Source organism: Mangrovimonas futianensis, assembly GCF_021245805.1.
Classification (GTDB): Bacteria; Bacteroidota; Bacteroidia; order Flavobacteriales; family Flavobacteriaceae; genus Mangrovimonas; species Mangrovimonas futianensis.
This window is the reverse complement of record NZ_JAJJNF010000002.1, coordinates 351,326-377,481: the sequence shown is the minus strand read 5'-3', so window position 1 is coordinate 377,481 and position 26,156 is coordinate 351,326. Positions and strand designations below refer to the sequence as shown.

Genomic DNA, 26,156 nt, shown 5'->3' with positions numbered 1-26,156 from the left:
TTTTATTGGTGTCCATAACCATATTTTTCGATTTCATTTTGTAAAACAGTATTTATCCAATTCTGTTCTTCTTCGTTCAAAGTAACCTTCCAGCTTCCAATTTTTCCCTTATTAAAAGTTGAGCTTTTAATTGAATAAATTTCTTTACAAATTGAGTCTAATTGATTTTCTGAAACCTCAATTGAAAGAAAATCACAAATCCGTTTCACCACTGTTTTCTGCTCATAACTACTTCCTCCACCATCTACACCAATTAAACTCTCAAATTTGACTAAATTCACATCTGATTCTTGAGTCCATGGATAAAATTTATTTAAAACTTCTTTAAAGGGCTCTATAATATGTTCTCGTCCATCAACTATAGCCTTTAATTTATCAAATCTCATGTCAAATTGGTTCAAATATTGATGTGATTTTTGGGTCTTATCCATTTTCTCAATATAATTTAAATGAGAAATTAAAACATCCCTGGGGTCTCTTATTAAATGAACAATTTTAATATTATTTTCACGACTTACATTTAAAATATCCTCATGATACTGCATGTGGCTTAAAAGGAATTGACCCTTTTTTACCGAAGAAATAATTTTTAATTTGAGTGTTAAGGGGTTTTGCGTTTCAATTTTCAGTGTTTTCCTTCCACAATGCCTCATCAAAGGTAATTGAAAAAATAAACTCTCCAGCAAATGAGTTCCAGATTTTGGCATGGAATTCAGTATTACTTTAGGTCCGATTTTTGCTCCTATTCGTTGAGAGCTCTTTAAAGAATGTAAAAAAACATCTTTCCTTTTTATAAGATAGTATTTAAACTTGTCTAATTGATTTTTTGCTTTCAAATGTAGATGATTTAGTAAAAAGAAGAATATACAATATCCCAAAAAACAGTATTCCTCTCTGTCTCCAAATAACAGATTCAGACAAAAATAAAATTATGGTCATGCTAATAAATGATAAGAACACCATATCACTATGCGCCTTGTTAACACCAAAAATTAGTATTAGTATCAGTAAAATTAAACCTACACAACCCAATTCAGCCAAAACTTGTAGATACTGATTATGAAAATTATATTTTTGATAAATTTCAGGTGTATTTAATCTTTTATTAATTTGGGATATTTGTTTCTTTGATGCATCTAATCCCACCCCCAATAAATATTCTCCAGGTGTATTGATGATTTCATTAAAGACCCTAAATTGTAGTATTCTTGCCTCCAATCCAGTGTACGCTCTTCCCTTTGAAAACTTATTAGTGGTAAGGATTTCAGTCACCGATGTTTTAAATTCAGTTTTGAACCTATTTTGAATAGGTTTGCCAAAGGTTCTAAGTAACAAGGCTACCATAACAAAACCAAAAACCACTACTACTTTTAAGGTTACCTTTTTAGCTTTTCTTAACACTAGAAATAAAGCCAATACAATGGAAAAAGAAATTATGGATTTTGATGAAAGCATAAAAAGAAAAGTAGCTAAAATTAGAATGAATAGGACTTCCCAATATCTTGATTTGTTCATAGTTTCAATCAAAAATAATAATCCAAATGAAACCATATATGACATATAAATGGCATTCATTTCAAGAGGAGCCAATAATTCATGATAAAATAAAAAACCGTAGTACTGATAGGTTTGAAACTTTATAAGAGCCAAGCCAATTAGTATTAAAGCCAACACAGTCAAAAAATAACTAAAAAACCGAAAAACCCTATTAACAATATGATTTGAAATAATGGGCAGAAAAAGTCCCCCTATTGAAAACAGTAACAGAGGAATTTGCCTTACTATTCCATGAACTGTATCTGAGACATCTTGGGTCCAAAAAAATGAAGCGACTGTAACCAGAGAAAATAGAAGTAATGGAATCAATCCTCTCTTTATTTTAAATGCTGAAAATCTAACTCCAAAAACAATTGAATAAATTGACCATATTCCAAAGACCAAACTTGATATAAAATATCCAAAGGGGATAGAAACCAAAAGCAAAAAAGTAATTAAACCAAACCCTTTCTCCCATTTTTTAAAATCTTTCATTCAAACATTTTTTGAAAAAATTTATATACTTGGAATTAATTAACTCCCAATTATATTGATTTTTAATTTTTAAAAAATTGTTTTCCACTTTACCTATATGTTTAGTTTTATGCTCATCTTTAATTATTTCACTTACATCTGAAACACTATTGAAATAAAGAGCATCCTTCCCTAATATAGTTTTATTAAATATGTTGTTGTGAGCTACTATAAATGATTTTGAACCCATTGCCTCCAACAACGAAGGATTGGTACCACCAACAGAGTGTCCATGAAAATATATTCTTGAATTACTTCGTATAAAGTTTAGGTAATCCATATCGTAAATAGCTCCTACAAATCGAATATTACTTTTGTTTTTAAATTTGTTTTTCAAATATTTACCAAACGAAGTTGCTTCAACATTTCCCACCACATAAAAAACATATGAAGATTTGCTTTCAACAAACCCATCCAAAATCATTTCAATATTATTTTCTGGTTCCATTCTAGCAATTAAAACAAAGTATTCAAGTGATTTTGACTCAAAAAAATTATCAAAATCCTGAAATTCTGAGTCATATAATTCGGCTCCATATGCAATGTACTCTGAATCACAAGAATATTTCTCCTTCAAATATTTTTGAATTCCTAAAGAATCTGAAATTAAATAATCACTTGTATTTACGGCCCAGCTTTCCGCTAGTTTCAAGAATCTTTGAACACCTTTAGAATATTTACTTCTTTTCCATTCGAGGCCGTCCATATTGGTTATAACCACGGAAGTTTTGGGAAATAATTTTCCCCATATGGAACTACTTGTATACCCCAATTGCAATATGACATCAAAATTCCGTCTTCTAGAATCTATAATACAATGAAAATCATAAAAAAATTGCCCAAAAGTTCCTAGAGCATATTCTGGGTCATAACACTTAATAATACGAACTCCCTTATATATTTTTTCTTGAAATGGATGGTCATGTGAATTGTAAACAAACACTTCATGCCCCTCATTATGAGCATATACTGCAAAATATTCAGCGAACTGTTCAAACCCTCCATGATTATTAGGGATTCCCCTAGTGCCTAAAACTCCTATTTTCATCGAATATTTATTTCTTCCTTTAAATTTATTAACATCCCTAAACTTAACCCCAAAAGAAGAGAAAGGGTTACCCCTAAATTATATATTCCAGTTATCACCAAAGTGGAAAAAGACAAATATAGACCCAAACCAGAAATTATTTTATGATTTATAACTTGTTCAAACGATTGTGATTTCCTATAAATAAAAGTATATAAATAGTATAACCATAAAAGTAAAAGAAGAAGACCAATAGTACCAGATTTAAAAAATACATAAATATACCCATTGTGTACATGGGGTATAAATTGCATTCTTTCATGTCCCAAAGGAGCCTTAAAGCCTAAATCAACTAAAGATCCCAATCCCATTCCTGCAACATAAGGAATTAAACTAGATTGCCCCTCCATGGTTTCAAATGCTTTTTTAGCTTCGTAAGCTCTCCAATTATCCCAGAGTTGTGTATGGTCAGTTACATCTATTTCAGCATCAAATATTTCGGAAGGAGCAATTTTAATTTTATAAAAAAATGATTCTATTCCTGAGGCCTGCCTATCTATATTTATAAACTGAAGGGATATCATAAAGCTAATGACCAAAATAATTACCCCTAACAAATACATAACTTGCTTTCTATTTACTTGAGTGAGGCCATAAAAAGTAATAAGAAATATTATTATGGCAATAAAAGTTGTTCTGGATAGATAAAGACCAATCGAAATTACTAGAGACCAAAAGAAAATTATCTTAAATTTACTTGAAAAGATTTTTAAATTATCTTTTCTGACAAACACCCAATATATTGAAAAACCTAGGGCCTCTAAATCACTACCTTTGCCCCCGATAGACCTAATAGTACTAGTATTCCAGTCCTCTTCCAAATAATAAAAAACAGTGAATATATGACTTAATGCTGAGAAAAGGCAAAATAATAGAATTACCTTTATAATGGTATTATTATCTTTAATTTGAGAAGCAATGTATATGCCAAAGACTATTGCAAAAATGGGTTTAGTAAGATGAACAGTATCTTTTAAAAAATTATATAGTTCAGGAAGAGTAAAAATAGAGCTGAACAGACTAACTATAAAAATACAAATCAACGGAAATATGACATTCACCGTTTCCTTATGTATTCTAAATCTCGAAAAGAATAGTAAAATAGCTCCAAAAAATAAAACTATAAACTTCAATTCAACACTTTTGTCAGAATCAAAAAACCATAGAGATAAAAACAATAAAATACTTGAAAAAGTTTCTTTAGAAATAGATAATTTGTTTAAAGCTTCCACTCTTCCAGGTTTAAATCTGTTAAACTTTCCAATCGATCAATATCTTGTTCAAAATACTTTAAGAAAATTTTCCTTTTGAACGCTAAAGAAACTTGAGGTTTAGCTTCCTTTTTTAAATTGAGGGACTCTATTTTTTGCATGATTTTTCTCTTTAGTTCTTTGGATTCTAGCAATTTACCTCCTATTTTCTTTAGGGAATTATCCCGATATATAAAACTTTGAACCTTCTTAAATCTTGCAGAAGCGGCCGGATTACTTTTTATATCCGTGTTAAAATTGAATTCGGGCAGTCCAATGAATTCAGAAATTTCACAAATACTTTTTTTTAAATCTTTAGTAAAGTCCTCAAATAAAATAATTTTGACATTATCCCGTCCAAAAATATCGAAATAATTCTTTACTTGTTTGTAATATAAGCCTCTAGAAAGGTAACTAAAATGCATTTTTTGGAAGCTTGAAAAGTTGTTTAAGTTTTCTTCCAGAATAGCCTCCTCAAAATCTCGTTCTTCCAAACCTCTTCTTTTGGTCATTAAATAATGAGACAGGGCTCGATCCACAGGATTTCTCAATAGAAAAACTACCTTTACACGTCCAAAACTTTTATATATTCTTTTAGCCGAACCTTCATTAAAGGCATACTCTGGGTCTATTTCCCCTAAAAATTCATATGTTTCTTTATTCTTAAAATAGGAAAAATAATGTTCCAAGCCTTTATTGAAAAGTTCAGTATTTGAAAAAAAATGCGTTTCCTTTCTTTTAGGAAGACCTAATTCAGGATGTTGATTCAATATTTCATGTAATGTTGTTGTTCCAGCCTTTTGGGCTCCAATACAAATAAAATCTACCTTTCTCATTATATATGAAACCTAAAAAAACTATAAAATCCTACGTTACGTCTTACAAAATAGATACCTAATAAGTTTAAAGTCAAACTTGCAAACATGCTTGCTAGGGCTGCTCCTAGTATACCATATTTTTGAATCAATAAAACATTTAACCCAACATTGATTAGAGCACTTAATACGGTCAAATTTCTAAACAATCTTTCCGAACCAGTCATATTCAAAATTTGTCCTACAGGACCTGATATGGCGTTAAAGAGCATCCCAATCGAAATAACAATAAGCACTAAACCACCTGACTGAAATTCTGCTCCAAAAATACTTAAAATAAAATGCCTAAAAACTATTAATATTAGAACCAAAGGAAAAGTTATATAGGTTATTAATTTGGTAGCCTTAAATACTTCCTTTTCCAATTTCTTTAGCCTATTTTCGTAATAATATTCTGAAATTTTTGGGGTTATAACAGTATTAACAGCTATAAGAACTAGTGTTGTTAAACTTGACAGTTTATAGGCAACATTGTAAACTCCCAAATCTCCTTTGTCAACCATAATACCCAACATAAAAACATCTGTCCATGAGGTAATGAACAAAAAGGAAGAGCTTATCATCATAGGAAGTGATATCTTCAAAAGATCCTTTCTTTTAATCTGATATTCTATTATACCGGAAATCTTTGGTAAATGAAAAAATGCAATGAAACCTGATACACCATAAGACAACAAAAAACATCCAATCAAATAGTAACTAGGGATTTTTAAAAGATAAATAATAAGAACTCCTATAATAATCGCTAGGTTAGGAAAAATAAAATAATAATTCCCATACAGTTTGAATTTCTTTTGAACCGTTAAAAACCCAACTGAGACCTTATGAAATAAAAATAACGAGAAAAAAATACTAATTATAAGTAAATAATCTCTAAATACTAGATTATTGAAAACCTTTTCAGCAAGAAAGTCTCGAAGAAAAAAAAATATCAGACCACAAATAATTGATGAAAAGGCTATAAATGAAAATCCTACTTTTAAAAAGTCACTTTTAATATTATCATCATCAAAATGTAGTTTATTTGCTCCTAATTTGATTAATGCTTGATCTAACCCAAGACCAAAAATCATTCCACTAAATCCAATTAAAACTTGACCTAATGAAAATAAGCCATAAACTTCGGAACCAAACAAATTTGTAATTAAAAAGACCCAAATAAAACTAAGAATTAATCCAAGGGCTTTTCTAAAAAAAACACTACTAGATTTCGCAATTAAAGAATTTAAACCTATTTTTTTATAAAAACGAAAAGTTTTAGTTTTTAAATTAAATTTCATAAAAATCAATAATTGTAACGAAATTTAAATTGATCGAAATCAGTTTTACCATTCAAATTCCAGATCCAATTTATCCTCTAAAGGAACTCTGGAATAAATCATCGGCTCATTTCCTTTATTTGAACTGTCTATTGTTATGGTATAATTTGATTTATCATATACTATAGCCTTATTTGGATTAAAATAATTATAAAATAAACTGTCAGAAATATGAACTTCTTTTTTGTTTTGTACTAGGATTACTTCATTAACAATTATTTTTTGGTTTAGATTATTTCCCAATTTAAAAAAAATCCTTGTGGGTATAATTTCATTGGGAAAGTGAAATTCAATCCTTTGCTTTTTTGAAGAACCTTTAACCTTTTTTATTATGGCATTTTTTGGTTTTATTTGGGTATCCTCAACAGTTAAATAATAAACTGAAAACTCATCATCTTTTTCAAAAGTACCATCAAAATATAAAAATAGACTCTTATCAATTTTTTCCTGTGGCTCCTTAGCTGTCGCTTCTTTTTTTAATGGAGTATTACTACCCTCCTTGCAAGATTGTAAGCTGTAGAAAATCAAAAAAATAACAAATATTTTAAATATAAGTTTCATAATCACACCACCATCCCAGCAGCCACAGTTTCATTAGTTGCATCATCAACCAAAATAATACTTCCGGTCGTTCTATTCTCTCTATAGGAGTCCACCATCAAAGGTTGGGTAGTACGTAGTTTTACTTTACAAATATCATTCATGGTCAACTCCTTGTCATCTTCTTTTCTTTCCAAGGTATTGATATCAATTTTATAGACAACCTCTTTAATCATGGCCTTTTGGTCATTTGAAGTGTGTTTTATGGTATATTTTGCTCTTGGTTTAGCTGGACTATTATTCAACCAACAAAGCATTACCTCGATGTCCTGACTGGCCTCTGGCATATTATTTGAGCGAACGATCATATCTCCACGACTAATATCTATATCATCTTCTAAAGTAATGGAAACAGACATGGGCGCAAAAGCTTCATTTACGGCACTATCAAAGGTATCGATTGAACGGATTTTGGAAGTAAATCCAGATGGCATCACTGTGACTTCATCACCAGGTCTAAAAACACCACTCGCAACTCGTCCTGCATAACCTCTATAGTCCCTAAATTCTCCTTGCTGCGGTCTTAAAACCGTTTGAACAGGGAAACGCGCATCTACTTTATTGATATCACTACTTATGTGCATGGTTTCAAGGGTGTGTAAAAGAGGCGCGCCTTGATACCAATCCATATGCTCAGATCTGTTCACCACATTGTCTCCTAACAAAGCTGAAATAGGAATAAATCGAACGTCTTTCACCATCATTTTAGAGGAAAACTCTTCAAATTGCTCAATCACTTTTTGATAAGCATCTTCCTGAAAATCAACTAAATCCATTTTATTGATACACACTATCACATGTGGGATTTGCAATAAAGAGGCAATAAAGGAATGCCTTCTAGTCTGCTCAATAACTCCATGTCTGGCATCGACCAAAATAATGGCAGCATTAGCCGTTGAAGCCCCAGTTACCATGTTTCTGGTATATTGAATATGTCCAGGCGTATCGGCTATAATAAACTTACGCTTTGGTGTGGTAAAATATCTGTAAGCTACATCAATGGTAATTCCTTGTTCCCGTTCATCTCTTAATCCATCTGTAAATAACGCCAAATCAACGCCTTCATGACCTTTTTTCTTACTCGTGTTCTCAATAGCCTCAAGTTGGTCTTCAAAAATGGACTTTGAATCATATAACAACCTACCGATTAAGGTACTTTTCCCGTCATCAACACTCCCTGCAGTTGTAAATCTTAATAATTGGTTATTGTCTAACATATATTTTTATTAGTAGTTCTATAATTGAATTATAGAATAATTGATGTTTAATTTAAAAATACCCTTGACGTTTACGATCTTCCATAGCGGTTTCAGAACGCTTGTCATCACTTCTGTTCCCTCTTTCTGTTTGTCTCATAGCAGAAACTTCATTGGCAATCTTTTCAACAGTATCAGCATCGCTTTCAATACCTCCTGTAATAGTAATATCTCCTAAAGTTCTAAAACGTATCTTCTTGACAACTATTTCTTCTGTCTCTTCAAGCATTAAAAATTCTGAATTGGGTATCCAAGAATTGTTTCTCCAAACACACTCTCTTTCATGAGCAAAGTATAGGGATGGTATTTGAATGTTTTCCCTTTTTATGTAATTCCAAACATCCATTTCAGTCCAATTACTGATAGGAAATGCTCTAAAGTGTTCTCCTTCAAAATGCTTGCCGTTGAAAATATTCCAAAGTTCTGGCCGTTGGTTTTTAGGATCCCATTGTCCAAAATCATCTCTATGTGAAAAGAAACGTTCTTTAGCTCGCGCCTTTTCTTCATCTCTTCTTCCCCCACCTATGGCACAATCTACTTTATGGGTTTCAATAGCATCTAATAATGTTGTTATCTGAAGTGCATTTCTGGTTGCGTTCTTTCCTCTTTCTTCTGCTACTCTCCCTTGATCAATCGATTCCTGTACAGAGCCTACAATCAAATTGACACCCAACTCGTCAATTAAATCATCACGAAATTTAATAGTCTCAGGAAAGTTGTGTCCTGTATCCACATGCATTAAAGCAAAAGGAATTTTACTAGGGTAAAATGCCTTTCTGGCCAAATGTGTCACTACTATCGAATCCTTTCCTCCAGAAAAAAGAATAACCGGATTTTGAAATTGAGCCCACACTTCACGCAATACAAATATCGCTTCACTCTCTAACTCGTCTAAATAATTTAAATAATACTTACTCATGATTGCCTTGACAATTTTGGCGTTATAAATTCAATAATCCTATTGACTGCTTCGTCAACAGATTCTTGTTCCGTTTTTATTTCAATATCGGGATTTTCTGGGGCCTCATAAGGGGCAGAGATTCCAGTCATATTTTTTATTTCACCGGCTCTTGCCTTCTTATAGAGTCCTTTCACATCCCTTCGTTCACATTCCTCAACACTGGTGTTGATGTAAACCTCAACAAAGTTAACATCTTTGACGATTCTTCTTATGTTATCACGGTCTTTTTTATAGGGCGAAACAAAAGCCGCCAAAACCACCAACCCAGCATCTACCATCAAACCCGCCACTTCTGCAATTCTGCGGATATTTTCAGTTCGATCTTCTGGAGAAAAGCTTAAATCATTATTAATTCCCTTTCTAATGTTATCACCATCAAGAGTATAGGTTTTTATTCCTTTCTCAAATAGTTTTTGCTCTACAACGTTAGCAATTGTCGACTTCCCTGATCCAGAAAGTCCTGTGAACCACAATAAAAAAGAGTTATGTTTATTAGATGTCCTGCGGTCTTCTTGAGACACCTGATATGAGTGGGGTATAATGTTCTCCTTCATTTCTTATTTCTTTATTAATCAATCTCTCGGTTAGGAAGTCCAAAATTAATGCGATACCAAATTCTTTCATGAAAATAGTATAAGGTCATTTTAGTAAGAACTTCAGCAAGACCTATTTTTAGACCTGCCATAGGATTTCCAGAAATAATCCAAGCCAAGGTCATAGTATCTAAGGTTCCTATCATTCTCCAAGTAATGGTTTTAGCAAAATGTCGTTTCTTACTTTCCAAACGTCTTCCATCTTTTGAGAGATTGATTTTAAACCATACTCTTTCATGCAGATAATACAAGATAGATTTTGTGGTTACCTCAGCAAAACCAATTTTCAATCCTGTTAAAGGATTTCCTGTTATTAACCAAGAAAGCAGAATGGTATCCAGTGTTCCCACCAAACGCCAGGTAATGGTTTTTGCTATATGTCGTTTATAGGAAACGTCTGCCATAAACTATCTGCTTACCAAAAAATAACTGTTCAACAAGTTTTCTTTATTGTACTGTAAAGGTTTATCCGTTTCCTTAGAAATAACTTGTAAGCCAACGGCATTGCAAATGGCCTGACCTGCTGCTGTGTCCCACTCCATAGTAGGAGCGTATCTTGGGTAAACATCCGCATTCCCCTCTGCTACCAAACAGAATTTTAAGGAACTACCTTTGGAGACAATCTCGACATCCTTGCCTTCATTTTTAAGACTCTCAACAAAGTCTAAAGTATCCTGATTCATATGGGAACGACTCCCTACAACTTCAATTTTATTTGACTTTTCAGTCTTTGGATTTAAGGCTTTAGCCTTTGTCATTATTTCCTCAAAAGAAACATCATGAGAGTCAAGCTCAACTTTAAAGGCTTCCTCTATAGTCACATCAGCAAAATATAACGTTTTTACAGCTGGGACATAGATTACCCCCAATTGCGGTTGTCCCTGTTCTACCAAAGCTATATTGACTGTAAACTCGCCATTTCGCTTTATAAATTCTTTGGTCCCATCTACTGGATCAACCACCCAACAAGTATCCCATGTTTTCCTTACAGCATAGTCCACTTGTTTATTTTCTTCGCTTATGATTGGAATTTCTGTTGGTATCAAAAATGAATTGATGATATCATTAGATTGTTTATCCGCTTCTGTTAAGGGAGATTTATCATCCTTATATTCCACATCAAATACCGAATCATAGACTTCCATAATTCTTTCACCTGCCTTCAAGGAGGCTTCAATAGCTATTTTTAAATGATTATTTATTGACATACCAATCATATACTTTTTTAATTCCGTCCTTTAATTCAATTTGATGTTTCCATCCTAGGCCATTCAGCTTAGAGACATCCGTTAATTTTCTCATGGTTCCATCAGGTTTTTCAGAGTTAAAAACCAACTCTCCGTCAAAACTAATAATTCCTTTTATTGTTTCTGCCAGTTCCTTTATAGACACTTCCTTACCAGTTCCAATATTGATATGGGTATTTCTAATTTCTTTGGCTCCTTCTGAATAGGTATCTTCAAAATCCCTATTTTCCATAATAAAAACACAGGCATCAGCCATGTCCTTTGACCACAAAAATTCCCTCATTGGCTTTCCTGAGCCCCAAATCTCTACACTTTTTTCGCTAACACCAAATTTTGATAGATAGGATTTTGCCTCAACAATAGAATCCATTTTCAAATCATTTAAAACTTCCTCAATATTTCCATCATTAAGAAGTTTAGCTAAATGGATTTTACGTATCAAGGCAGGCAAAACATGAGATTTTTCCAAATCAAAATTATCATTTGGCCCATATAGATTAGTTGGCATCACCGAAATAAAATTAGTGCCATACTGAATGTTATAACTTTCACACATCTTTATACCAGCAATCTTAGCTATGGCGTAAGGCTCATTGGTGTATTCTAGAGGATCTGTCAACAAGTAATCTTCCTTCATGGGTTGTGGGCAATTCTTTGGATAAATACAAGTACTTCCTAAGAACAATAATTTCTTAACGCCATGAACATAACTTTGATGAATCACATGATTCTGAATCATCATATTATCATAAATAAATTCAGCTCTATACACATTGTTGGCTACTATTCCACCAACTTTTGCAGCTGCTAAAAAAACGTATTCCGGCTTTTCGGTTTCAAAAAATTGTTCGACCCTTTCTTGGTTTGTTAAATCTAGCTCAGCATGGGTTCGAGTAACGATATTGGTATAGCCTTTGTTTTTTAAATTCTCAAGAATAGCACTACCTACAAGTCCTCTATGACCTGCAACATAAATTTTTGAAGCTTTGTCCATAGACCAATTATTCGAAATAGTTATTGATTCGATAGCCCCCTTCTTGAAGGTATTGTTGCTTCTGCATCAATATAAGATCACTTTGCATCATATCCTCAACTAAAGCAGGTAAATCATATTGAGGCACCCAACCAAGCTTTTCCTTGGCCTTTGTTGCATCCCCAATTAATAAATCTACTTCTGTTGGGCGGTAGTATTTTTCGTCAACAGCAACAACTTCTTTCCCTATTTCCAATTGATAATCTGGATTAGAGCAAGATTTGATATATCCTTTTTCCTCTGATTCTTTTCCTTTAAATTCTAATTCAACCCCAATATGACCAAAACACATTTTCACAAAATCCCTGACGGTTGTTGTTTTCCCAGTAGCGATGACCCAATCTTCAGCTTCCTCTGCTTGAAGAATCATCCACATCATTCTGATGTAATCCTTGGCATGTCCCCAATCGCGTTTCGCATCCAAGTTTCCTAAATACATTTTATCCTGTAACCCTAGAGCAATCCTAGAAGTAGCTCTCGTGATTTTTCTAGTCACAAAAGTTTCTCCTCTTATGGGTGATTCATGATTAAATAAAATCCCATTACAAGCATACATTCCGTAAGCTTCCCGATAGTTTACTGTGATCCAGTAAGCATACATTTTCGCAACAGCGTAAGGGCTTCTAGGATAAAAAGGAGTGGTTTCTGTTTGAGGAACTTCCTGCACCTTTCCATATAACTCTGAAGTTGAAGCTTGATAAATACGGGTCTTCTTTTCCAGTCCCAAAATTCTAATAGCTTCTAATATCCTTAGTGTTCCTATTCCATCAGCATTAGCCGTATATTCTGGGGTTTCAAAAGAAACGTGAACATGGCTCATAGCAGCCAAATTGTAAATCTCATCAGGTTGAACCTCTTGGATTATCCGAATTAGGTTCGTGCTATCGGTTAGATCTCCGTAATGAAGAAAAAAGTTTCTGTGTTCCTCGTGAGGATCTTGGTATAAATGGTCGATTCTATCGGTATTAAACAAGGACGACCTTCTTTTAATCCCATGTACAATGTAATCTTTCTTTAAAAGAAATTCACTTAAATAGGCACCATCTTGTCCAGTAACCCCCGTAATTAATGCTACTTTTTTACTCATTTTATTTGATTAATAACTTTATATAAACTGTCCCTCCAATAAGGGATTTCAATATTCATTTGCTTTTTGATTTTGGCTTTATCCAAAACACTAAAGCTAGGTCTTTTTGCTGGGGTTGGATAAGCTTCTGAAAGAATATTTCCAACTTTTATCCTATCATTCCCTTGAATATCAAAAATCGCCTTAGCGAAATCATACCAGCTAGCCACCCCTTCGTTACTGAAATGATACATGCCATACTGCTCTGAATTATTCTTTATAACATCTAAAAGTACAATTGCCAAATCTCCTGCATATGTAGGCGTTCCTACTTGATCTCCTACCACATTCAATACTTCTCTGTCCTCCCCTAATTTCAACATGGTTTTTAAAAAGTTATGCCCGTATTCCGAATATAACCAAGAGGTCCTTACAATGAAATGCTCTTTTAGGATATCTTGAATTTCAAGCTCTCCCTGAAGTTTTGAATCCCCATAAACGCCAAGTGGGTTGGTTTGAGCTTCTTCGGAATAAGGAATCGACTGACTACCATCAAAAACAAAATCAGTTGAAATATGAATAAGTTTTGCCTTATGTACTTGGCATGCCAAGGCTAAATTTTTAGCTCCAATCGCATTAATGCCATAAGCCATTTTCTCATCGCTTTCCGCCTTATCTACGGCCGTATAGGCAGCACAATTAACACACCACCCTATTTGGTTTGTTTCAAAAAAATCTAAGACTTGTTGCTCATTTGAAATATCAAGATCTTGAACATCTGTAAAGCAAAACTCAAAGTCTGAGTAGGAGATCTGAAGATCCTTGATACATTGTCCTAATTGCCCACCAGCACCTGTAATTAGTACCTTATTCTTCATTTAAATACGCTTCAAAAGTTGGTAAAACAAGATCCTTTTCTGATAATTGTGCCTGATCCAAAGGAAACTCCCAATCAATGTTCAATGATTTATCATTGTATATAATGCCGCCTTCCGATTCTTTATTATAAAAATTATCGCACTTATAGGAGAAAATAGCTGTGTCACTCAGCACCACAAAACCATGTGCAAACCCTCGTGGAACAAAGAACTGCTTTTTGTTCTCACCAGATAATCTTATTGAAACATATTCTCCAAACGTCTCTGAGTTTCTTCTTAAATCAACCGCTATATCCAACACCTCGCCTTGAATAACCCGAACCAATTTGGCTTGTGCAAAGGCCCCATTTTGAAAATGTAAACCCCTTAAAACACCTTTTGCTGAAAAAGACTCGTTATCTTGAACAAATTTCACCTCGGCACCGATGGCATCATTAAACTTTTCTTGGTTAAACGATTCAAAAAAATAGCCTCGTTCATCCTCAAATACCTTTGGTTCAATAACGAAGCATCCTTTTAATTTAGTTTCCTTTACTATCACTCCTCTTTATGTTTAAGAAGTCCTAACAGATTTTTACCATACCCACTTTTCATTAAGGGCTCTGCCAAATCTTTAAATTCCTGTTCTGTTATAAATCCCATTTCAAAAGCTGCTGCCTCGATAGATCCGATCTTCAATCCTTGACGTTCCTCAATGACCTCAACAAATTGAGAGGCTTGCATTAGGGATTGAAAAGTACCCGTATCTAACCAAGCCGTCCCCCGGTCCAAAATACTGACATGTAAATTACCTTGCTCTAAATAGGCTTTATTGACATCTGTAATTTCCAATTCACCTCGGTGACTGGGTTTGATATTCTTTGCAATTTGAACAACTGAGTTATCATAAAAATAAATCCCCGGAACCGCAAAATTGGATTTCGGCTTCAGTGGTTTCTCTTCTATCGAAATGGCTTGCCCATCATCATCAAATTCAACAACACCATAACGCTCCGGGTCGTGAACGCGATAAGCATATATGATTCCGCCATCGGGATCATTGTTACTTTGAAGTAAGTTAGAAAGACCCGTTCCGTAGAAAATGTTATCTCCCAAAATTAAGGCTACCTTGTCATTTCCAATAAAATCAGCGCCAATGATAAAGGCTTCGGCCAATCCATTCGGGGCTTCTTGCACCGCATATTCAAATCGGCATCCATACTTCTCCCCATTTCCCAGTAAATCCTTAAAAAGAGGTAAATCTTTAGGTGTAGAAATAATCAGAATTTCCCTGATTCCAGAATAGATAAGTGTAGACAATGGATAATAAATCATCGGTTTGTCATAGACCGGCATCAATTGTTTACTTACAGAGAGGGTTAAAGGATGTAATCTTGTACCGGATCCACCAGCTAATATAATTCCTTTCATGATTGGTATTGTTTTTCATAATATGTTTGATAAGCTCCACTAGTCACATGGTTCAACCATTCTTGATTTGACAAATACCAATCTATGGTTTTTGAAAGCCCTTCCTCAAATGTTACGGATGGCTCCCATCCCAATTCCTTATTGATTTTGGAAGCATCAATAGCGTAACGTAAATCATGTCCTGGTCTGTCCTTAACATAGGTGATTAATTCTTCAGAAGTTCCATTGGCATGACCCAATTTTTCATCCATTTGCTTGCAGAGCAATTTCACCAAATCAATATTCTTCCACTCATTGAAACCTCCTATATTGTAAGTTTCTCCGTTTTCGCCTTCATGGAATACCAAGTCAATTGCTCTTGCATGATCGATGACATAAAGCCAATCTCTTGTATAATTGCCATCGCCATAAACTGGCAATGGTTTTTTATTGATAATATTATTGATAAATAAAGGAATTAACTTCTCAGGAAATTGATTCTGTCCGTAGTTGTTGGAACAATTTGAAATTACATAAGGCAAATCGTAGGTTTCCCCATAAGCTCTAACAAAATGATCTGAGCTCGCTTTAGAAGCCGAATATGGTGAGTTTGGAGAATAAGGTGTAATTTCAGTGAACAAGCCGCTTTCCCCAAGTGTTCCATAAACTTCATCTGTGCTTATATGATAAAATCGTTTTCCATCAAAATCATGCTCCCAAATGCCCTTGAAAGCATTTAAAAGATTTAAGGTCCCGATAATATTTGTTTTCACAAAAGCCAACGGATCCTTTATAGATCTATCCACATGCGATTCAGCGGCTAAATGAATAACGGAATCAAACTGATATTGTTTAAATAATTTATTGATAGATTCTTCATCATTGATATCAGCCTTTAGAAAATGATAGTTCTCATTTTCTTCAATATCCTTTAAATTCTCAAGATTTCCCGCATAGGTCAAGCTATCCAAATTATAAATTTGATATTCAGGATATTTATTAACAAATAGCCTGACAACATGAGACCCTATAAAACCTGCTCCTCCCGTAATTAGGACATTATTTTTATTCATAGGCTTTAGCAAATTTCACCAATCTAGAAGTTAAATAAATGACACATAACATAAGAAATGCCAAAACGGGAAAGATCAGAGCATATCTATTATACCAATCAGATGTTTTATTCCCAACGTATTGAAATTCAGAAATGACGTCAAAAAACACATCTTCTTCTACCTTTCTTTCTTCTAAGCTTTTCAATGTATTTCTTAACTCTATTTCTTTATTCAATAAATCATATTCTCTAGTATTTGATCTATCCTTGCTAAGTGAAAGTCCTTCGCCCAAAATAAGTTCAGTACTAGTAGATTTGGAATCTTCTTCTAAAACATTGATATAAATTCTTTGTAGGGAGTCCACCTTAGCCAATTGTTCCAAAATATTATTCTTTTGAATGGTTATTAAGGAATCTCTTTTTCTTTTCTTTGTCTCTGTATATTCATTAGTAAAGGCATTATTTAATCCCTTTTCCAATTTTGGAAAGATATCCTGTTTAAGCGAAAATGCCTCAATTTGAAATATGCTTCCGGAATAAACACTTCTATTCTCTAAATATTGATCATATGAAATTCTAGAAGCACGAGCACTATCCAAGGATTTAATAAAGCTATCATACTCCTTGATTCTTTCATTCTCTGTTTCTGGACCTGGACTAATTTCAAAACTTAAAACTTCTTTAGCCTCTTCTTCACTCAAATCAAAAAAGTTTGAAAAAGTTGCATAGTCCTGATTGTCAATAAGGGCATTATAATAATTGATGTTAGTAACCAATTGATATTTTGAGTCAAAATAAGGTCTTACTAACATGGATGAAGAATAAACATCTGGAGATATTTTCTCCAATGCAAAACCCAACACTCCTGCTATGACCATTGTCACAACAATAATTTTAAAATTGACAATAACTGCCTTTAGAGCATAAATTATAACAGAAAAAATTGCCTTAAAAATAGAGCCTATAAACTTGAACAACCTATTAAAGGCATCTCCTATAAGTTTAAATAATTGTCCTAAATCAACCTCTTCTGTCGATTGGTTGTTTGTTGAATTTTCGTTCATTAGTTGATCGTTAATTTAATATTTGGTGCAAAATTTTTCTTGTTATTAAATAGGTTGGCTTAACCCCTGTAGTTCCCAAACCTCCTGAAGCCAAAGTACTACCTGTTTCCAAGGGATTATCACTGGCATAATAGGCATATCTCACCTTAACATTTGGATTGATACTTCCCCTAACTTTGGAAGCTGATTGAATGGCTTTTTGATAGTGAGCTCCTTCCATTTCCAATCCTATCACATTCCATGTAGAATTGTAAAAAAACCTCAAAATGTCCCTATTTTGAAGAGAGGTCCCCAAAACAGTAATCATAGTACCTTCAAAAACATCAATTCCTTCTCCTTCTAAATCTGATTTTTTCAATTCATTCTCAAAAGGATAATTATCGGCTGTACCTTCAAAAATATGCGCTGAAGGAATCATGATATCACCTTTACCACCTTCTAAAATACCTGCTTTCCCCATGATGGATATGGATTGTACATCGAGATGCTTTTTCTTGCCATTTGGGCTATAAGGCTTCAGCAATTCATCAATTGTCTCATAAGCCTGCTCTCCAAAAGCATAATCCATCACTAAAATAACAGGTTGATCCTTTAGTATTTTTTCTTCATCTACAGAGATATCTCCATGAGAAAAATCCATTTGTGATGTATCAAATAATTGTACATCAATATTGGTTCCAGAAGTATCTTCTATATATATCATTCCTTTTTGCAACGCTTCCTTGAAGATTTTATTGCGTAAGGCTTTGTTTTCATTTTTGCTGATGTCTTCATAAATTTCAAAAACACCCTTTTTTGCCATGAGTGATTTCAAGGCTGAAGGTGCAAAACATACATTCATGACACTATGCATATTCGCACTAATTATGTGAATTGGCCTATCCAATAGTCCTTTTGAGAACATCACTTCCTTGATACGGTCTGCCCATATTTCTCCATGTATATGATGTCCCAATCGCTCTCTCAATACTGGACTGAAGGTAATTGTTCGCTTATTACCATTGATTTGTTCTTGAATGGCTAGTTTTCCTAACCAATAAACGATTTGCAACAATCGTTCAGGTTTACCATCCATCGCAAACTTGTCATATACGGCCAGTAATTCCTTAAAAGTTCTACCCAAAATATTAGCGGTGTGGGTAATGGCCACTTCCCGTTCTTCCTGAGTTAACTTTTTCTTTGATAAAACGGCCTTTTCCAACTTTACCCAATCTCTAGTTGTATTGCCGCTTTCATCAATGAGAACACGCTTACTTATTTTATGAGATTCAACAAATAAAAAGGTTAAATGAGTTAAAATATCATAAATTTCAGAGCGCCCACGAGTGATTTCAATGTTCATTTGCTCCTCATCAATCCGATAGCAGTTACGTCTTCGTTTGGGAGGAATTATGGGTTTAAAATGAGAATTGGCATAACCCTCATCACTCGTAAGGTTAATATAAGAACATTCTTCAATCCCATAAGGGAGCCTTTCTATCACATATAACAATCCCTGCAATTCAGCTTTCTCATCTCCAATAGATCCATAAATCTCAGGTCGTAATAACAACAGAGCCTCCCTAAGGGTCTCTCCAGACACTCCCATCGGCTTGTAAAACCCTCTATTGAAAAGATGCCTCATAGTGATGTACATCCTTTCAATGGCATTGGAACTCTCCTGAGCCCTAGTTCGCTCGTGCTGATTTAACTTACTCATAATGAATTTTGGAACGCAAATATAACACTATTTAACCAATATTAATTCTTCAAGAGCATCTGCAATTTTACGATCATTAGATAGTCTAGGGATTTTATTTTGGCCCCCCAACTTTCCTATGGATTTCATGTAATCTTGAAAACCATTTTTCTTAATTGGCCTAATAACCAAAGGCTTTAGCACCTTTCCAACGATTAAATCATAATAATAGCTGTTTTGATTTTGTAACGCCAAATCTATTTTTGATGCAATTTCTTCCAAATTGGCAGGAAGCTTCTCAAACTCTACAAACCATTCATGGTAAGGCAAACCTGCAGTCGGATTAATTTGTGGAGCCACTGTAAATTCAGTGACTTCTATTTGATGAGCATCCATGGCCTCGTTGAGGGCATACTCTACTTCCTTCCCAATAACATGTTCACCAAAAGCGGAGATAAAATGTTTTATGCGGCCTGATACGATGACCCGATAAGGTTTTATGGAAGTAAATTGAACTGTATCTCCAATATTATAGGCCCACAATCCCGCATTGGTAGAAATCAACATAACATAATTGACTCCTATCTCGACATCTTTTAAGGTTAATCTTTTTGGGTTCTCATCAAAAAATTCATCAGCTTTTACAAATTCATAGAATATTCCAGAATCCAATAATAACAACATCCCCTTTTCTCCCTGTTTATCCTGATATGCAAAAAAGCCTTCACTGGCAGGGTATAATTCGATACTATCGACTTTTCGTCCAATAAGATTTTCAAATTTCGTTCGGTAAGGTTCATAATTAACCCCTCCAAAAATAAACAGGTTAAAGTTTGGAAATACTTCACCAACCTTCTTCCCTGTTTTTTCTATGATCCTTTCAAAATACATCTGTACCCAAGAAGGAATTCCTGAAATTATGGTCATATCCTTAGGAAGTGTTTCTTCGACTATGGCCTCTACTTTCGTTTCCCAATCTTCAATGCAGTTGGTCTCCCAACTAGGCATTCTATTCTTCTGCAAATATTTTGGTACGTAATGAGCAACTATCCCCGAAAGACGCCCTAACTGAATACCATTCTTCTCATCCAAAATGGGACTTCCTTGTAAAAAGATCATCTTGCCATCAACAAAAGCTGTATTTCCAGTTTCTGCCACATACATCAGAATAGCATTTCTAGCGGCCTCCACATGAAATGGCATGCTTTCCTTTGTTATAGGGATATACTTAGACCCAGAAGTAGTTCCAGATGTTTTGGCAAAATAAAGGGGTTTGCCTTTCCAAAGTACATTTTCTTCACCTGCAACAACCCTTTCTACATAAGATTTTAAAGCCTCATAATCTCTTATAGGCACCCTATTTACAAAATCTTCATAGCTTTTAATCGTCCCAAAATCATGATCTTTTCCAAAAGCAGTTTTCTCTGCTCTTTTTATAAGCTCAAAAAAAACTTTCTCTTGGGTTTCAATCGGGTTCATGGCCCATTTTTGAACAGACTTATGGACTCTTTTGGCAAATGGCTTAACTAAGGCAGCTTTTAATGAAAACATTAATTAAAATCGATAAAATTGGTTGGATTGATCGGGTAGCCATCTTTCCACAGTTCAAAATGTAGGTGAGGTCCCGAACTTAACTCACCTGTATCTCCAATTGTTGCAATAACCTCTCCTGATTTAACCAACTCACCTTGGGTCTTGTTTAGTGAAGAGTTATGCTTATAAACAGATATTAATCCATTCCCGTGTTCAATAATCATGACGTAACCCGTCTCTGCTGTCCATTCGGCAAAAATAACCGTTCCATCTGCCGTTGCTTTAATTGGCGTGTTTTCTGGAGCAATGACATCTATAGCGTAGTGCTTTTCATCAAAATTATACTCCTGTGAAATGGACCCACTTATAGGAGGGAAGAGCACAAAATTAATCGTTGAAGTAGCAGTTTCAAACAGATTGTATTTGTCTTCTTTCTCAACTTTTAAACGTAGTAAAGAATCCTCTTTAGTAGGTTTCAAATTAATCACAGAAGCATCCAATTTAGCATCTTCAATTGTTGAATCCCTATTGAATTCTTGAGGACTCACCTCGCCATGAAGTACCTTTCTAATGGACTCAAAATACTTCTCGTTTATAGCCATAAGTCGTTGCAAAGAATCTGTTTTATAATTCAATTCAACAGCCTTCTCTTTTAAAGCAGTAGAAGAATAGCCTGGAATATATTCTCTGAGAGGTGTAAAAGCAATTAAGAAAATGGTTCCCAACACCAAAAAGATGGATGTTAAGGACATCAACACAAAAACATTTAGGCGGTTTAACCTAAAGGATAAGCGCTCTTCAAAAGTATCTTCATTTAAAATAACCAGTCGGTACTTGTGAAGTAGCTTCTTCTTTATTTTCTTGGATTTCTTTTTTTCCGCAGTCATTATCTAACAAAATTAATTAAAATAATTCATGGCTATGTTTAGTTAATGCTAAAGTTGTTATGAAAACGCTTTTATTGAAGTTTAATTATTAAATTTGCCCCATAAATAATAGATGTTATGATAGCAGCAAGTATTTTTTTAGCAGTAGGTCCTTGGCAAATCGTTTTAATTGTCTTGATTGTTCTATTGTTATTTGGAGGTAAAAAGATTCCTGAATTGATGAGAGGTTTAGGTAGTGGAATCAAGGAGTTTAAAGATGCTAGCAAAGATGAAAATGCATCAACAGATAAAAAAGAGTAACTACTTTTTGACCTATAAGAAAAATGCCCGACAATTGTCGGGCATTTTTTTATTCCATTATTTAAAACTGTTAATCCTCATCAAATTTGATGGATCTAATGATTGATTCAAGTTCAAAGACATAATCTCTTTTCTCTACAGAAGGTGCAAAAACAAAACCTTCTGCAACCAAAAGTCTATTGTGCTCCTTATCGTCTATAATATAGTTGATAAATGGGCCAGCCATAAAATCCTTTTTTACATCCCACATTCCTTTGGTTTCAATACTTGATTTTCCATCAATACTCGTGTCAAAAATAAAGGGAGCATAAGCATCATCTGTGGTCATGTGTGTTCCATCCAACCTTCCAGGAATATGAGTTCTTCCAATTGAATCCCTTAGCTTCAAAATATCTCCTACAAGGCTATCCCCCTTTTTAATGGCGCCATAAGGCAATTCATAAAGCATCAGGTTTGAGTGCCCAGTGGTAATGTCTTTTCTAATCCAGTAAAAATCATCCTTATCAACCGCTATTCTGTAAGCCGATGGAAAGGTAATAGAGATACCCAGTTTCTTTTTGATGGTATTATTGACATTTGGAGATAACTTAATTCGTCGCTGTTGCTCCTTAATTTCTTCCGCCTTAAAAGCCGCTATGATATCATCTTCATGACCCTTTATTTGTTCTATGATTGCTTCTTTAGTTGGCCCAGTAACCAATACCACTCTTTGAGGTCTGGCATAAACGTCCTTTAAAATTTTTACGTTAGCCTCTTGGGTTGTTTCAATCTTCAAAACGGTTCTGTTTTGAGTTACAAACCCAGAAAAAACAGCAGGTGGAATTTGATTCATTGTGAATAAAGGCTCGTCCTGTGGCAAACCATCTACCGGTGCGGCTAAAACATTTCTGATGGTTTCACCAACACTTCCTTCCCAAAAGTCATTGCTTAACACCACAGAAAGGTGGTTTATTTTTCCTGAAGATTCTGGTAGTACTCTAAAGTTTGAAGATTTTTTTCCATCGCTTTTACAAGATACTATTAGCAAAAAAGCTAGGAAATAAATAATTTTTTTCATGATGTAGTGTTCAATTTGATGAAACTTGATTACCCTTTACCAATTTTTAATTTCATACCGGGTTTTAAGTTGTTACTACTAATATCGTTCCATTCTTTAATATTATCAACAGAAACTCCGGGAAATTTTTTAGAAATACTCCACAAAGAGTCTCCTTCCTTAACTACATAGGTTTTAAAATCATCTGAAGACTGGGTTTTGGAAGCATTGGTTTTGTTACTATTTGAACTCGTTGGTTTAGAAACCATATTTCCAGGTTTTCTTGGATAAATAGTTAACCTTTGACCAATATTAATGTTATTGCTTCTTAAGCCATTCCATTGTTTAATTTGGCTTACCCTAACACCATATTTGCGTGCAATGCGCCCCAAATAATCACCACTTCTCACACGATACGTAACCTTGGCATCAGCTTCAAAAAACTGAGGTAAAGGTTTTTCTCTTTTATTGAATTCAGCTTTGGCAAAACTATAAATGCTGTCCTCATTGTTTACAAACATCCCTATCGATTTTCGAGGCAGTCGTAAATAGTATTTTTTACCCTCAATTTTTGGGATGATGTCAAGTTTGTAAGACGGATTTAAAAACTGAAGTTCCTCAATGGGTACATCGGTCGTTTCTGAAATTTGATCCAACGAAATCATGTCTTTCACCAAAACTGTGTCAGTTTCAAAGTAATGAAACAAAGGTCTTTCCGATTTAAAACCGTGTTCCTTGGCATATTCAAAAATATACATTGTGGCTAAGAAAGCTGGAACATACCCAGCTGTTTCACGTGGAAGATTGTGCCTAATGTTCCAATAATTGGTATAGCCACCCGATCTTCTTATGGCCTTAGAAACGTTACCAGGCCCCGAATTGTATGCTGCAAGAGCCAAATCCCAATCGCCAAATATACCATATAGCTTAGACAAGTATGCCGCCGCTGATTGAGTGGACATAATAGGGTCGCTACGCTCATCTACATAACTACTCACATCCAAACCATACATCTTTCCAGTGGCAAACATGAATTGCCATAGACCTGTAGCACCCACTCTAGATTTGGCTCGCGGTTTTAAAGCTGATTCCACTATGGAAAGGTATTTCATTTCTAAAGGAATGTCGTAGTTGTCAAATTCGGCCTCAAACATGGGGAAATAGAAATGACTCAATCCCATAATGCGTTCAAAATAATTCCTACGATCTTTTAAAAATCTCTTGATAACACTCTCCAAAGACGGATTGTATTCCACATTAAAAGGGGTCTTGGCATTTAGTCTAGCCAATCTAGCCTTTAGGGTATCTGTAGATAGTTCTGGATAATCTACTGGTTCAAAATCGAGTTCTGAAACGGTTTTATAAATCGTGTCAAAAAGGGTATTGCTATAAAGCTCCTCCAACCACTTTTTGTCAATGCTCATGGCCAATTCGTGATCTTCCAAATGACCAAAATTCAAAGAATCCTTGACGGGAATGCCCTTTACAAAATGCTTTTTACCATCTACAATGGTATCGACATCTAGTCCCTCCATCTCATTTAATTCGGCCTCTGTATATCCTAACTCTTCCCGGTCAACCCGCAAAGAATCTTGACTCCACATAAGCTGACCAAAAAATAGCAAACCAAAAAAAATACCGTATTTCATAAATGAGTGTTTTGTTTCAAGCATACAACGCCAAAATATTAGAATTCTTATAAAAAACAAATCGGCACAAATTCTGTGCCGATGTTTACTTAAATCTATTCTAAAATGGCAGCAATACCCGGAAGCGTCTTTCCTTCAAGACTTTCCAACATGGCACCACCACCTGTACTGACATAACTTACTTTGTCTTCAAAACCAAATTGTTTCACTGCAGCAACCGAGTCACCTCCTCCTACTAAAGAGAATGCGCCATTTTTAGTGGCTTCAGCAATGGAATTCCCCAATGAAATGGTCCCTTTGGCAAAATTCTCCATTTCAAAAACGCCTAAAGGTCCGTTCCATAAAATGGTTTTACATTGGTTAACTACCTTATCAAAATTTTCTAATGTTTTAGGTCCGGCATCCAAACCTTGCCATCCATCAGGAATTTTATCTACATCAACAATTTGCGTCTCTACATTATTAGCAAAGTCATTAGCGGCAATGACATCTACTGGTAAATGAACCTCAACGCCTTTTGCTTTGGCTTGTTTTAAAATATCTAATGCCAATTCCTGTTTGTCATCCTCACATATGGAATCACCAATAGAACCTCCTTGTGCTTTCACAAAAGTATAAGTCATTCCTCCACCAACAATCAGATGGTCTACTTTATCTAAAATATTTTCTATAATGGTGATTTTTGAAGAAACCTTAGCTCCTCCTAATACCGCTAAAACAGGTTTTTCGCTGTTATTTAAAACCTTGTCAATACTGTCTATTTCTTTTTCCATTAAGAAACCAAAGCATTTGCTTTCTGGGAAAAATTGAGCAATAATGGTTGTAGATGCATGAGCTCTATGTGCTGTTCCAAAAGCATCATTTACATAAAAATCACCCAAGCTCGACAATTGTTTAGAGAACTCTAAATCTCCTGCTGTTTCTTCGGAATGAAAACGTAAATTTTCAAGTAATAAAATTTCACCTGGCTTTAAGTTTTGAGCAGCTTCTTCAGCTTCCTGCCCAATGCAATTTGATGCAAACTTTACCTCAACACCCAAAATATCTTCAACTTTTGGAACAATATGCCTTAAAGAAAACTCATCTTGTGCTCCTTTTGGCCTACCCAAATGAGACATCAAAATACAACTACCACCATCTTCCAAGATTTTTATAATAGTTGGTTTTGCAGACACAATCCTTGTAGCATCAGTAACCTCAAATTTATCATTTAAGGGAACATTAAAATCGACTCTGATTAAAGCTTTTTTGCCCTCAAAGTTAAAGTCATTAAGTGTTTTCATTTTTTAAAAATTTAGAAACACAAATATAATTCTTTCCTTTCAGAATAA

The 26,156-nt window shown here is 34.4% G+C and carries 26 protein-coding genes; 1 reads left to right on the top strand and 25 read right to left on the bottom strand.

Translation table 11 applies throughout. The annotated features are described in order from the left end of the window. Positions 1 to 2: 2 nt before the first annotated feature. The 22 genes from LOK78_RS04455 to LOK78_RS04350 are packed head-to-tail and all read right to left on the bottom strand — an operon-like array spanning position 3 to position 21,840. Positions 3 to 836: a sulfotransferase domain-containing protein gene (locus LOK78_RS04455; RefSeq protein WP_232633936.1), complete on the bottom strand. Its 834-nt coding sequence runs from the start codon at positions 834 to 836 to the stop codon at positions 3 to 5. Beyond that, complete coding sequence (locus tag LOK78_RS04450; protein ID WP_232633935.1) at positions 805 to 2,031, bottom strand: O-antigen ligase family protein; 1,227 nt, start codon at positions 2,029 to 2,031, stop codon at positions 805 to 807. The genes LOK78_RS04455 and LOK78_RS04450 overlap by 32 nt, the downstream gene beginning before the upstream one ends. Beyond that, the gene (locus LOK78_RS04445; protein ID WP_232633928.1) at positions 2,018 to 3,118 is read right to left on the bottom strand and encodes a DUF1972 domain-containing protein; all 1,101 of its coding nucleotides are present in this window, start codon (positions 3,116 to 3,118) and stop codon (positions 2,018 to 2,020) included. The genes LOK78_RS04450 and LOK78_RS04445 overlap by 14 nt, the downstream gene beginning before the upstream one ends. After that, the gene (locus LOK78_RS04440) at positions 3,115 to 4,389 is read right to left on the bottom strand and encodes an O-antigen ligase family protein (protein WP_232633927.1); all 1,275 of its coding nucleotides are present in this window, start codon (positions 4,387 to 4,389) and stop codon (positions 3,115 to 3,117) included. Before LOK78_RS04440 ends, LOK78_RS04445 begins: the two co-directional genes overlap by 4 nt. After that, positions 4,377 to 5,243 (bottom strand): sulfotransferase domain-containing protein, encoded by an 867-nt coding sequence (locus LOK78_RS04435; protein WP_232633925.1) that lies wholly within the window; start codon positions 5,241 to 5,243, stop codon positions 4,377 to 4,379. The genes LOK78_RS04440 and LOK78_RS04435 overlap by 13 nt, the downstream gene beginning before the upstream one ends. Next, positions 5,243 to 6,562: a flippase gene (locus LOK78_RS04430; protein ID WP_232393643.1), complete on the bottom strand. Its 1,320-nt coding sequence runs from the start codon at positions 6,560 to 6,562 to the stop codon at positions 5,243 to 5,245. The genes LOK78_RS04435 and LOK78_RS04430 overlap by 1 nt, the downstream gene beginning before the upstream one ends. Before the next feature lie 45 nt (positions 6,563 to 6,607). Then, positions 6,608 to 7,129 carry a hypothetical protein gene (locus LOK78_RS04425; RefSeq protein ID WP_232633923.1) on the bottom strand — a complete coding sequence of 174 codons (522 nt, stop codon included), beginning with the start codon at positions 7,127 to 7,129 and terminating at the stop codon, positions 6,608 to 6,610. Positions 7,130 to 7,164: 35 nt separating this feature from the next. Beyond that, positions 7,165 to 8,418 (bottom strand): sulfate adenylyltransferase subunit CysN, encoded by a 1,254-nt coding sequence (cysN, locus tag LOK78_RS04420; protein ID WP_232393645.1) that lies wholly within the window; start codon positions 8,416 to 8,418, stop codon positions 7,165 to 7,167. 52 nt (positions 8,419 to 8,470) lie between these two features. Next, positions 8,471 to 9,376: a sulfate adenylyltransferase subunit CysD gene (gene cysD, locus LOK78_RS04415; protein ID WP_053970760.1), complete on the bottom strand. Its 906-nt coding sequence runs from the start codon at positions 9,374 to 9,376 to the stop codon at positions 8,471 to 8,473. Further along, entirely contained in the window at positions 9,373 to 9,972 is a 600-nt protein-coding gene (cysC, locus tag LOK78_RS04410) for an adenylyl-sulfate kinase (protein WP_166956775.1), read from the bottom strand. Before cysC ends, cysD begins: the two co-directional genes overlap by 4 nt. Positions 9,973 to 9,986: 14 nt before the next feature. Continuing rightward, a complete protein-coding gene (locus LOK78_RS04405; protein ID WP_232633921.1) occupies positions 9,987 to 10,415 on the bottom strand; it encodes a DUF2061 domain-containing protein in 429 nt (142 codons plus the stop codon). Positions 10,416 to 10,418: 3 nt separating this feature from the next. Beyond that, positions 10,419 to 11,219 carry a 3'(2'),5'-bisphosphate nucleotidase CysQ gene (gene cysQ / locus LOK78_RS04400; protein WP_232633919.1) on the bottom strand — a complete coding sequence of 267 codons (801 nt, stop codon included), beginning with the start codon at positions 11,217 to 11,219 and terminating at the stop codon, positions 10,419 to 10,421. After that, entirely contained in the window at positions 11,206 to 12,252 is a 1,047-nt protein-coding gene (locus tag LOK78_RS04395) for a GDP-L-fucose synthase family protein (protein ID WP_232633917.1), read from the bottom strand. Before LOK78_RS04395 ends, cysQ begins: the two co-directional genes overlap by 14 nt. A 7-nt stretch (positions 12,253 to 12,259) precedes the next feature. Next, positions 12,260 to 13,378, bottom strand: a complete 1,119-nt coding sequence (gmd, locus tag LOK78_RS04390; RefSeq protein WP_232633915.1) for a GDP-mannose 4,6-dehydratase — start codon at positions 13,376 to 13,378, stop codon at positions 12,260 to 12,262. Next, complete coding sequence (gene rfbD / locus LOK78_RS04385) at positions 13,375 to 14,235, bottom strand: dTDP-4-dehydrorhamnose reductase (protein ID WP_232633914.1); 861 nt, start codon at positions 14,233 to 14,235, stop codon at positions 13,375 to 13,377. The genes gmd and rfbD overlap by 4 nt, the downstream gene beginning before the upstream one ends. Continuing rightward, the gene (rfbC, locus tag LOK78_RS04380; protein WP_232633912.1) at positions 14,225 to 14,776 is read right to left on the bottom strand and encodes a dTDP-4-dehydrorhamnose 3,5-epimerase; all 552 of its coding nucleotides are present in this window, start codon (positions 14,774 to 14,776) and stop codon (positions 14,225 to 14,227) included. The genes rfbD and rfbC overlap by 11 nt, the downstream gene beginning before the upstream one ends. Further along, positions 14,773 to 15,645 (bottom strand): glucose-1-phosphate thymidylyltransferase RfbA, encoded by an 873-nt coding sequence (gene rfbA / locus LOK78_RS04375; protein ID WP_232633911.1) that lies wholly within the window; start codon positions 15,643 to 15,645, stop codon positions 14,773 to 14,775. The genes rfbC and rfbA overlap by 4 nt, the downstream gene beginning before the upstream one ends. Continuing rightward, on the bottom strand, positions 15,642 to 16,697 hold the full coding sequence (rfbB, locus tag LOK78_RS04370) for a dTDP-glucose 4,6-dehydratase (protein ID WP_232633910.1): 1,056 nt from the start codon (positions 16,695 to 16,697) through the stop codon (positions 15,642 to 15,644). Before rfbB ends, rfbA begins: the two co-directional genes overlap by 4 nt. Further along, positions 16,690 to 17,742 (bottom strand): hypothetical protein, encoded by a 1,053-nt coding sequence (locus LOK78_RS04365; protein ID WP_232633909.1) that lies wholly within the window; start codon positions 17,740 to 17,742, stop codon positions 16,690 to 16,692. Before LOK78_RS04365 ends, rfbB begins: the two co-directional genes overlap by 8 nt. A gap of 10 nt (positions 17,743 to 17,752) precedes the next feature. After that, positions 17,753 to 19,441: a DUF6909 family protein gene (locus LOK78_RS04360; RefSeq protein ID WP_232633907.1), complete on the bottom strand. Its 1,689-nt coding sequence runs from the start codon at positions 19,439 to 19,441 to the stop codon at positions 17,753 to 17,755. A 27-nt stretch (positions 19,442 to 19,468) separates the two neighbouring features. Then, entirely contained in the window at positions 19,469 to 20,971 is a 1,503-nt protein-coding gene (locus tag LOK78_RS04355; RefSeq protein WP_232633906.1) for a GH3 auxin-responsive promoter family protein, read from the bottom strand. After that, the gene (locus LOK78_RS04350) at positions 20,971 to 21,840 is read right to left on the bottom strand and encodes a M23 family metallopeptidase (RefSeq protein ID WP_166956798.1); all 870 of its coding nucleotides are present in this window, start codon (positions 21,838 to 21,840) and stop codon (positions 20,971 to 20,973) included. Before LOK78_RS04350 ends, LOK78_RS04355 begins: the two co-directional genes overlap by 1 nt. 117 nt (positions 21,841 to 21,957) lie before the next feature. Between LOK78_RS04350 and tatA the strand changes: the two genes are divergently transcribed. Next, positions 21,958 to 22,140: a twin-arginine translocase TatA/TatE family subunit gene (tatA, locus tag LOK78_RS04345; protein WP_053970774.1), complete on the top strand. Its 183-nt coding sequence runs from the start codon at positions 21,958 to 21,960 to the stop codon at positions 22,138 to 22,140. A gap of 70 nt (positions 22,141 to 22,210) precedes the next feature. Here the strand turns inward: tatA and LOK78_RS04340 are convergent, their stop codons facing one another. The 3 genes from LOK78_RS04340 to LOK78_RS04330 all read right to left on the bottom strand — a co-directional run bounded on the left by LOK78_RS04340 (position 22,211) and on the right by LOK78_RS04330 (position 26,108). Next, positions 22,211 to 23,197: a DUF4837 family protein gene (locus LOK78_RS04340; RefSeq protein ID WP_232393658.1), complete on the bottom strand. Its 987-nt coding sequence runs from the start codon at positions 23,195 to 23,197 to the stop codon at positions 22,211 to 22,213. A 29-nt stretch (positions 23,198 to 23,226) separates the two neighbouring features. Then, positions 23,227 to 24,825, bottom strand: a complete 1,599-nt coding sequence (locus LOK78_RS04335; RefSeq protein WP_232633904.1) for a LysM peptidoglycan-binding domain-containing protein — start codon at positions 24,823 to 24,825, stop codon at positions 23,227 to 23,229. A 95-nt stretch (positions 24,826 to 24,920) separates the two neighbouring features. Further along, positions 24,921 to 26,108 carry a phosphoglycerate kinase gene (locus LOK78_RS04330; RefSeq protein ID WP_232633903.1) on the bottom strand — a complete coding sequence of 396 codons (1,188 nt, stop codon included), beginning with the start codon at positions 26,106 to 26,108 and terminating at the stop codon, positions 24,921 to 24,923. Between the last annotated feature and the right edge of the window lie 48 nt (positions 26,109 to 26,156).

Excerpts from the sequence above, each read along its gene's own strand:
- LOK78_RS04450 (WP_232633935.1), bottom strand. The coding sequence starts at position 2,031 with ATGAAAGATTTTAAAAAATGGGAGAAAGGGTTTGGTTTAATTACTTTT.
- LOK78_RS04445 (WP_232633928.1), bottom strand. The coding sequence starts at position 3,118 with ATGAAAATAGGAGTTTTAGGCACTAGGGGAATCCCTAATAATCATGGA.
- LOK78_RS04435 (WP_232633925.1), bottom strand. The coding sequence starts at position 5,243 with ATGAGAAAGGTAGATTTTATTTGTATTGGAGCCCAAAAGGCTGGAACA.
- LOK78_RS04430 (WP_232393643.1), bottom strand. The coding sequence starts at position 6,562 with ATGAAATTTAATTTAAAAACTAAAACTTTTCGTTTTTATAAAAAAATA.
- cysN (WP_232393645.1), bottom strand. The coding sequence starts at position 8,418 with ATGTTAGACAATAACCAATTATTAAGATTTACAACTGCAGGGAGTGTT.
- cysD (WP_053970760.1), bottom strand. The coding sequence starts at position 9,376 with ATGAGTAAGTATTATTTAAATTATTTAGACGAGTTAGAGAGTGAAGCG.
- cysC (WP_166956775.1), bottom strand. The coding sequence starts at position 9,972 with ATGAAGGAGAACATTATACCCCACTCATATCAGGTGTCTCAAGAAGAC.
- LOK78_RS04405 (WP_232633921.1), bottom strand. The coding sequence starts at position 10,415 with ATGGCAGACGTTTCCTATAAACGACATATAGCAAAAACCATTACCTGG.
- cysQ (WP_232633919.1), bottom strand. The coding sequence starts at position 11,219 with ATGTCAATAAATAATCATTTAAAAATAGCTATTGAAGCCTCCTTGAAG.
- LOK78_RS04395 (WP_232633917.1), bottom strand. The coding sequence starts at position 12,252 with ATGGACAAAGCTTCAAAAATTTATGTTGCAGGTCATAGAGGACTTGTA.
- gmd (WP_232633915.1), bottom strand. The coding sequence starts at position 13,378 with ATGAGTAAAAAAGTAGCATTAATTACGGGGGTTACTGGACAAGATGGT.
- rfbD (WP_232633914.1), bottom strand. The coding sequence starts at position 14,235 with ATGAAGAATAAGGTACTAATTACAGGTGCTGGTGGGCAATTAGGACAA.
- rfbA (WP_232633911.1), bottom strand. The coding sequence starts at position 15,645 with ATGAAAGGAATTATATTAGCTGGTGGATCCGGTACAAGATTACATCCT.
- rfbB (WP_232633910.1), bottom strand. The coding sequence starts at position 16,697 with ATGAATAAAAATAATGTCCTAATTACGGGAGGAGCAGGTTTTATAGGG.
- LOK78_RS04365 (WP_232633909.1), bottom strand. The coding sequence starts at position 17,742 with ATGAACGAAAATTCAACAAACAACCAATCGACAGAAGAGGTTGATTTA.
- LOK78_RS04360 (WP_232633907.1), bottom strand. The coding sequence starts at position 19,441 with ATGAGTAAGTTAAATCAGCACGAGCGAACTAGGGCTCAGGAGAGTTCC.
- LOK78_RS04355 (WP_232633906.1), bottom strand. The coding sequence starts at position 20,971 with ATGTTTTCATTAAAAGCTGCCTTAGTTAAGCCATTTGCCAAAAGAGTC.
- LOK78_RS04350 (WP_166956798.1), bottom strand. The coding sequence starts at position 21,840 with ATGACTGCGGAAAAAAAGAAATCCAAGAAAATAAAGAAGAAGCTACTT.
- tatA (WP_053970774.1), top strand. The coding sequence starts at position 21,958 with ATGATAGCAGCAAGTATTTTTTTAGCAGTAGGTCCTTGGCAAATCGTT.
- LOK78_RS04340 (WP_232393658.1), bottom strand. The coding sequence starts at position 23,197 with ATGAAAAAAATTATTTATTTCCTAGCTTTTTTGCTAATAGTATCTTGT.
- LOK78_RS04335 (WP_232633904.1), bottom strand. The coding sequence starts at position 24,825 with ATGAAATACGGTATTTTTTTTGGTTTGCTATTTTTTGGTCAGCTTATG.
- LOK78_RS04330 (WP_232633903.1), bottom strand. The coding sequence starts at position 26,108 with ATGAAAACACTTAATGACTTTAACTTTGAGGGCAAAAAAGCTTTAATC.